Annotated in this window: 6 protein-coding genes and 1 pseudogene; 3 read left to right on the forward strand and 4 right to left on the reverse strand. The window is 39.7% G+C overall.

Annotated elements, in window-relative coordinates; genetic code table 11:
- Positions 1–339 (forward strand): annotated as a pseudogene (locus JAO78_RS16380) (replication endonuclease); the annotation flags it as partial.
- Between the two features lie 5 nt (positions 340–344).
- Here JAO78_RS16380 and JAO78_RS16385 read toward each other — a convergent pair.
- Both JAO78_RS16385 and JAO78_RS16390 read right to left on the reverse strand, forming a co-directional pair.
- A complete protein-coding gene (locus JAO78_RS16385; protein WP_226752438.1) occupies positions 345–1,280 on the reverse strand; it encodes a retron St85 family RNA-directed DNA polymerase in 936 nt (311 codons plus the stop codon).
- Entirely contained in the window at positions 1,280–2,236 is a 957-nt protein-coding gene (locus tag JAO78_RS16390) for a retron St85 family effector protein (RefSeq protein ID WP_226752439.1), read from the reverse strand. The genes JAO78_RS16385 and JAO78_RS16390 overlap by 1 nt, the downstream gene beginning before the upstream one ends.
- A gap of 793 nt (positions 2,237–3,029) precedes the next feature.
- On the opposite strand from JAO78_RS16390, the gene JAO78_RS16395 reads away from it, so the two are divergent.
- Together JAO78_RS16395 and JAO78_RS16400 are read left to right on the forward strand one after the other, a co-directional pair.
- Positions 3,030–3,287, forward strand: coding sequence for a helix-turn-helix domain-containing protein (locus JAO78_RS16395; RefSeq protein WP_226752440.1), 258 nt, complete (start codon positions 3,030–3,032; stop codon positions 3,285–3,287).
- Positions 3,288–3,308: 21 nt separating this feature from the next.
- Positions 3,309–3,521, forward strand: coding sequence for a HipA N-terminal domain-containing protein (locus JAO78_RS16400; protein ID WP_226752443.1), 213 nt, complete (start codon positions 3,309–3,311; stop codon positions 3,519–3,521).
- On the opposite strand, the gene JAO78_RS16405 is transcribed toward JAO78_RS16400, so the two are convergent.
- Both JAO78_RS16405 and JAO78_RS16410 read right to left on the reverse strand, forming a co-directional pair.
- Positions 3,518–4,432, reverse strand: a complete 915-nt coding sequence (locus JAO78_RS16405) for a nucleotidyl transferase AbiEii/AbiGii toxin family protein (protein ID WP_226752441.1) — start codon at positions 4,430–4,432, stop codon at positions 3,518–3,520. The two genes, JAO78_RS16400 and JAO78_RS16405, sit on opposite strands and share 4 nt — an antisense overlap.
- Before the next feature lie 4 nt (positions 4,433–4,436).
- Complete coding sequence (locus JAO78_RS16410; RefSeq protein ID WP_226752442.1) at positions 4,437–5,207, reverse strand: type IV toxin-antitoxin system AbiEi family antitoxin; 771 nt, start codon at positions 5,205–5,207, stop codon at positions 4,437–4,439.
- Positions 5,208–5,403: the final 196 nt, after the last annotated feature.

Raw genomic sequence — 5,403 nt, forward strand, 5'->3', positions numbered from 1 at the left:
ACAGTATGGCGCGAACTTCGCCGCCTGCGTAAGCTGGAACAGCAAGACATTACGCTAACAGCCATTCATCAGGCCGCTGATAACAGTAACTGGAAAAGCTTTGTCACACTTATGGGTGGCGTATTCTGCAAGCGCAAAGAGCAAACCATCAGGCCGCATTATGATATTGAGATAAACACCGAAACCGGCCAAATCACTACAGACTATTACGACGGCTTTATTACTACCAAGCTAAAAGGCATTTGCTACTTAGGCCAAGCCATAATAACCCGCTTGCACCAGTGGCGGATTGAAATCAGCCAAAGCGCTTTTCGCTCTCACTTGGAGTTCTGTAAATAAGTGTACTATTCACGCAGCGAATCAAAGATTTTTTGGACAATAACCTCACCATATTTCTTTATTAAACGGTCTTTGAAGTCACCTTCAACCGAATGAACATATGAAATAAGTCCCGCGAGAGTTTTTAATGAGCAATCTGGACTATTCCCTTGAGAAACTTTATGAACGGCAGCAATAATTTCTCTCTTTCTATCCCTGCCGACAGAAAGCTTTCCATCGTTAGTTAGTGTAATTCCGGTTATATGTCTATTCATTGCCTTAGAAGCAAAGATTGTTTTAGCAGTGTTCAGCCTTATTTTCCGCCCAAAAAAACTTCTCAAAGCTTTATTTACCGTGTCTTTAACAGAATCCAGTCCACCCGCCATGCTACTTGAAAAGCAAAGATCATCTGCATATCTAGTGTATCGGATTCTGTTTAACCTGCAGTAAGATTCAATGTAGCTATCAAAAAAATACATAACGATGTTAGACATCAGCGGGGAACTTGGGGCTCCAATGCTTAGTCGTAGCTTGCTGTTACGCCTTCTTTTCCAGAATAATAGACCGGATAAAAATTCTTTGTCTTTTTCAGATAAAAAAACTTTTGCAATGTTCAATTGTGAAAACAACAAATCAGGTGTGATAGATGGAAAAAAATCTTTAAAATCCATTTTCAAAATATATTTCTGATTAGCATGAACCTGCGCATTCTGTTTTATATTTATACCGTCTTTATATGCAAAAGCTGCTTCATGAACTAAGTCAAAACTTTTAAAAATCTTTATAACAGCACCCTGTAAATATTTTACCTCTTTCGATGGTTGTGCTATTACCCTCTTTGCGTCACTATTTCTTTTAGCGATGAAATAAACTTTATACCTGTGTGGACATGTTTTGGAAAAGGCTAAGAGATCTGTAACTGAAAGCCCTGACTCTTTACTAACAGAATTCAGAATATTCATCACCCAGCATCCACTTTATTAATCAAATCATTAACTCTAGACCTTTTATAGTCTTTCTCGTCTGTGGAATTTCTGAAAACCTTTTTCAAATGGACTTTCATAGCAAGTCTGTCTTTTAACTTATCAATTTTTGAGTGAACAAATTTTGCCCTTCGGTGATCAGAAACAGGATAATAGAATTTGAAATTACTATAAATGAATGGATTAATAAGCTCTAACTTTAGTAAAAGGTAAATAGATCTGATAACTGACTTTCTATCAAAAGACACATCGAAAGCTAAAAGTGACATTTCTATTTCTTCAAGCAAAATTGGTGAGGCAAGACTGATAATTTCATATATAACAAAACATAAGTGACCAGAGTTCCCATCTTTATAAGACTGGGTTTTGTCTATATCTGAAACCTTTTTAACAAAATCACCACAGATAAACTCTACTTCTTTCCAACCTTTATTTTTGAAACCAGCAAAAGGATAAGACAGGCTACTTGAGGCGCTTTTTTCCTTAATGAAATTTAAAGGGCCAAGAAATATAAATGAATCCTCTAAATTTATTAACTCCGAATCAGAAACAACAAAAAGCTTCTGAATTTCAGAAATATTATTACAAAAAAGTCCTAGTTCCACCAAAGCCCCTGGACTTTCAAGAATAATCACTGCAATAGAAGAAATATTTAATATGTCTTTTTCAAACGTTAGCAGATCACTATATATATTTTCTTTAAAGTAATCTTTGAAGGACTCGGCCAAAACAAGCTCGAAGTTATTTTTTTGGTCCAAACCTTGAGATTCAAGGAAATTTATAAACTGATGCCGAACGCTCGTAAATTCTAAAGATGAAACTTCGACAGGTCCGCCACAAACGAAAATTATGTGGGGAGCCAGCTCTATTACTATCTGTTTTTTATCAAACTGAGAAAACAGTTCAAAAAGAGCACTTTCGTATATGGAATCCAATTAAAATAAATCCTTTTACCTAGAGGCTGCGCTGAAGACTTCTGGCATGTTCCACTTCAGTGGATCTTGACAGAAGTGCTTTAGCGCAACCCTAAAAGTGTTCAATAAACGTAAGTCGAGCGAAACGCCGGACGAGGCTTTGTCAAATTAAGACTATATTGCCTAAACGCGTAAAAGGGTTAGAGTAGACTACAACGAACCTTGAGGCCAATTCAAGAGGTTAGAGATAATTGTGTAGAGTATCGCGCTGCATTTTTGCTATAAATACGCTATAAAACTTTCTATCAGGCATAAAAAAAGGCCCTGCTTTTAAGCTAAGGCCTTGATTTAATTGGTGCACCCGCCGCGATTCGAACGCGGGACCTCTGCCTCCGGAGCGCAGAAAACCATTCAGCAAAATAAATAATTTTACTATAAATCATATACTTATAATCTATAAGTTCCTTTGTAAACACTAAAAACCACACCTTTTTAGCCCAAATATTCACATTTTTGGTCACTTTGCTTTTGAAAAAAAGTGACTTTTTCCAGAAAAACTCACGACAAAACTTTTTCAAACTAGGAAAAAATATGAGTTTCAGTGTCGAATTTTTTCGACATTTCCTAGATAATTTTAAGTGTTCAAACTGCTATATATACCCACTCTACTCCCGCCATAGACCACCAAGCTCAATTCCTTTTGTTACGCTATAGCGTATAATACCTAAATTTACGCTTTGGCGTATATTGACAAAAATTACGGTGGAGCGTATATCTTCATAACAAAGTTATCTAATAAAGTGGAGTGTGTTTGATGCCGATCACTCGCCCGGAACAACTTAGCACACTGATAAAAATACATCGTAAAAAACACGGTGTTACACAAGCAGAGATCGCGCAGCTAGTCGGCCTGCGAGTGGCGACAATCTCTGATTTTGAGAACAAGCCTGAATCCTGCAAGTTAGCCACATTTTTCAAAATCCTTGCAGCGTTGCAGCTACAGCTGGATATCTCCCCCCGTGGCGATAAATCCGCAGACCCAGACCAAAGTACATGGCAGGAAGGCTGGTAAATGGACACGCTTGATATTCAAATGAATGGGATAAGGGTTGGTAAATACCTGCGCGATAGACAGGGTGAGAATAATTTCACTTACGATACTAATTGGTTGAACTCGCCAGGAAGTAGAAGCTTATCCCTTTCCTTAACGCTTCGACCTGAACGGTATACAGGACCTGAAGTCTATAACTTTTTTGACAACTTGTTGCCCGACTCTAGCGAGATTCGCGAGCATGATTGCATTTAAGCAAGACCCAAGATGCTACTCAACCTATCACAGGCTTCCGCATGTTTAATGGCGGACATTTTCGATAAGTTATGCATTTTCCACCGAACGGCTGGCAATTGATCAATACCCTCAATACTCAGTAGGCTCCAGTCAGGTTGCAGTCTTTTGAACGACAGCAAAAACTGTCTCTCCTGCAGCGTCAACAAGGAATGGATGTTATCAACCAACTGAACACGGGCACTTTCCAATTCGGCTCGCGAAACCTCTTGTTCAGACATTGTTTTAAACTCACCGTCGTAAAGCCCGGAAATGTCCTTAAAATTAGGACGAAGTAATTCAGCCATCGGACGAGGATGGCTAATCATGTATACCAGCAGGGCTTTGCGAAGCGGCTCATCTATACCCTCGTTATCCAGCAACTGTTTCACATCAAATAGATCTCGGGGATGTTGGCGATCCAGCGCCGCGCAAATTTTTCCCGCGTATAAGTCAGCAAAACTTACAACCGCCATCTCTGCGTAACCAAATTCAGCTTCGACAGCTTCGCTAACAGAATGGATCTTCGGCTCATAGACCGTACCACGCAGAACAGGTGACAACTCAATTTTAATCTGGATACCATTGCGCTCAACCAACAAACGCAATGCATCTGCTTTTTCCTGAAAAGCACGTACAACTCGCACTGGTAGTGTGGTCTCAATGCTCGATGCCAAGGTATTCAAATTGGTTTTAATCGAGGTTAAGGCGTCATCTCTTTCCATCATGGGTAAGAACACCAAATCAATATCAACCGATAATCGTGGAAAATCACGGACAAATAAATTTATAGCAGTACCGCCTTTTAACGCAAAACAGTCATGCTTGGCGACATAAGGGATGATTTGCAACAAAAGCTGGACTTGTCGGTAATAAATGCTTTGCCTATCCATAGTTTTACATCTCCTTAGGCACAGTTATCTGCCAAGTTGACTCGTACCTACCGCCTTTTGCAATCATACGTTTGCCTGTACCTAGTGCATAATTCTCACTACTAAGATGTTTCAGCCAAGCATGCTGGTGCCGGTGAGCAAGCCAAAAGAACAGTCGTTTTACTTTAACGTTTATACAACCCCTTAACAGCTTATCCAGTTTACGCGGCGACAAATTGTGCATCCCCTGCATCAGTTGATCGACATGTTCAAAACTTATTGCATCAGGAACCTGTAGTAATAACTCCAAAATGGCTTTTTCAGGACAAGAATAATAAAGAGCCGGTAAAGATACTTGCCAGCTATGCTCTCTTATAAAATAGGTATCCGACATGACATTTTCAGCCCAAAGCCTGCGAGTACCCTGCCATTCAAATTCAGCTGATACTGCAATTCTATTCAGCCACCTTGGTAGTGCTTTTGCACTACATAACGTAATACGAGGTGACGTTGAACCAGCCAAATAATGCGCTACGCCTTCCAGCTCAAGCGCTGACAAAGCACCGACATGGACGGGGGTGTCTGTCATTCGCTGCAAGGATGCCACAACGCCCTGCCAACTGACGATCCCTTCCCGCAAATAAACACCTGGAGTCAGCGGTGTTAAAGTACTACTGCGAACCGCATTATCCAGAAAATGTAGGTTAAAGCCCTGCGCTTCCAGCCAGGGTTTTGTTGCTAGCATTCCTACCGGCAATAATGCTTTAAGCTGCCTTCTCGCCTCTATATTTAGCATTAGCCACCCAGAGTTTACAAATAAGAAGATATACGGCAATTATCACCGTATATTAAAGCATTAGCAAACCTAAATAGTTGGCGCAAGTTTACAAAATTGAAATTAACCGTCAATTATCAACGTATTTATGAAATTTTATAAACTTTAAAAGATAATGAAGGTATAAGATTTGGAGTCTAAAACTAGCATGTAAAAA

It is taken from the genome of Alishewanella maricola (assembly GCF_016343785.1).
GTDB classification, from domain to species: domain Bacteria; phylum Pseudomonadota; class Gammaproteobacteria; order Enterobacterales; family Alteromonadaceae; genus Alishewanella; species Alishewanella maricola.

What these genes read in the sequence shown, in the direction of transcription:
- JAO78_RS16405 (WP_226752441.1), bottom strand. Translation starts at nt 4,432, where the DNA reads ATGGATAGGCAAAGCATTTATTACCGACAAGTCCAGCTTTTGTTGCAA.
- JAO78_RS16410 (WP_226752442.1), bottom strand. Translation starts at nt 5,207, where the DNA reads ATGCTAAATATAGAGGCGAGAAGGCAGCTTAAAGCATTATTGCCGGTA.
- JAO78_RS16385 (WP_226752438.1), bottom strand. Translation starts at nt 1,280, where the DNA reads ATGAATATTCTGAATTCTGTTAGTAAAGAGTCAGGGCTTTCAGTTACA.
- JAO78_RS16395 (WP_226752440.1), top strand. Translation starts at nt 3,030, where the DNA reads ATGCCGATCACTCGCCCGGAACAACTTAGCACACTGATAAAAATACAT.
- JAO78_RS16400 (WP_226752443.1), top strand. Translation starts at nt 3,309, where the DNA reads ATGAATGGGATAAGGGTTGGTAAATACCTGCGCGATAGACAGGGTGAG.